Genomic DNA, 275 nt, shown 5'->3' with positions numbered 1-275 from the left:
AGCACGAACGCGGTTACGGCATGAATCACAGCCGCGACGCGCACCACTTCAATCGGGAAATAGAACGCGAAATACGCTCGCCAGATGACGATGCCGCTCAGCAGCAACAGCAGCAGACACAGCACCAGGACAAAGAACAGCAGCTTCTGTCCGGCGTTGTATCTGCCGACTTCGGGCAGCCTGTCTTCGCGGTTCGTAAGCACATCGTTGATCTGTCGCAGCCATTGCCGGTCGTCGGCATCGAGATAGTTGTGATGCCAGAAGCGCAGCGCAAG

1 protein-coding gene is annotated in these 275 nt (G+C 57.5%); it reads right to left on the bottom strand.

Annotation, left to right across the window (positions count from 1 at the left end; all coding sequences use genetic code 11):
• A partial coding sequence (locus SB822_RS56870; RefSeq protein ID WP_410859074.1) for a cytochrome b/b6 domain-containing protein occupies window positions 1-275 on the bottom strand: 275 nt, incomplete at both ends.

Source organism: Paraburkholderia sp. SIMBA_054, from assembly GCF_046534875.1.
Lineage (GTDB): Bacteria > Pseudomonadota > Gammaproteobacteria > Burkholderiales > Burkholderiaceae > Paraburkholderia > Paraburkholderia hospita.
This window is presented reverse-complemented; position numbering and strand designations above follow the sequence as displayed.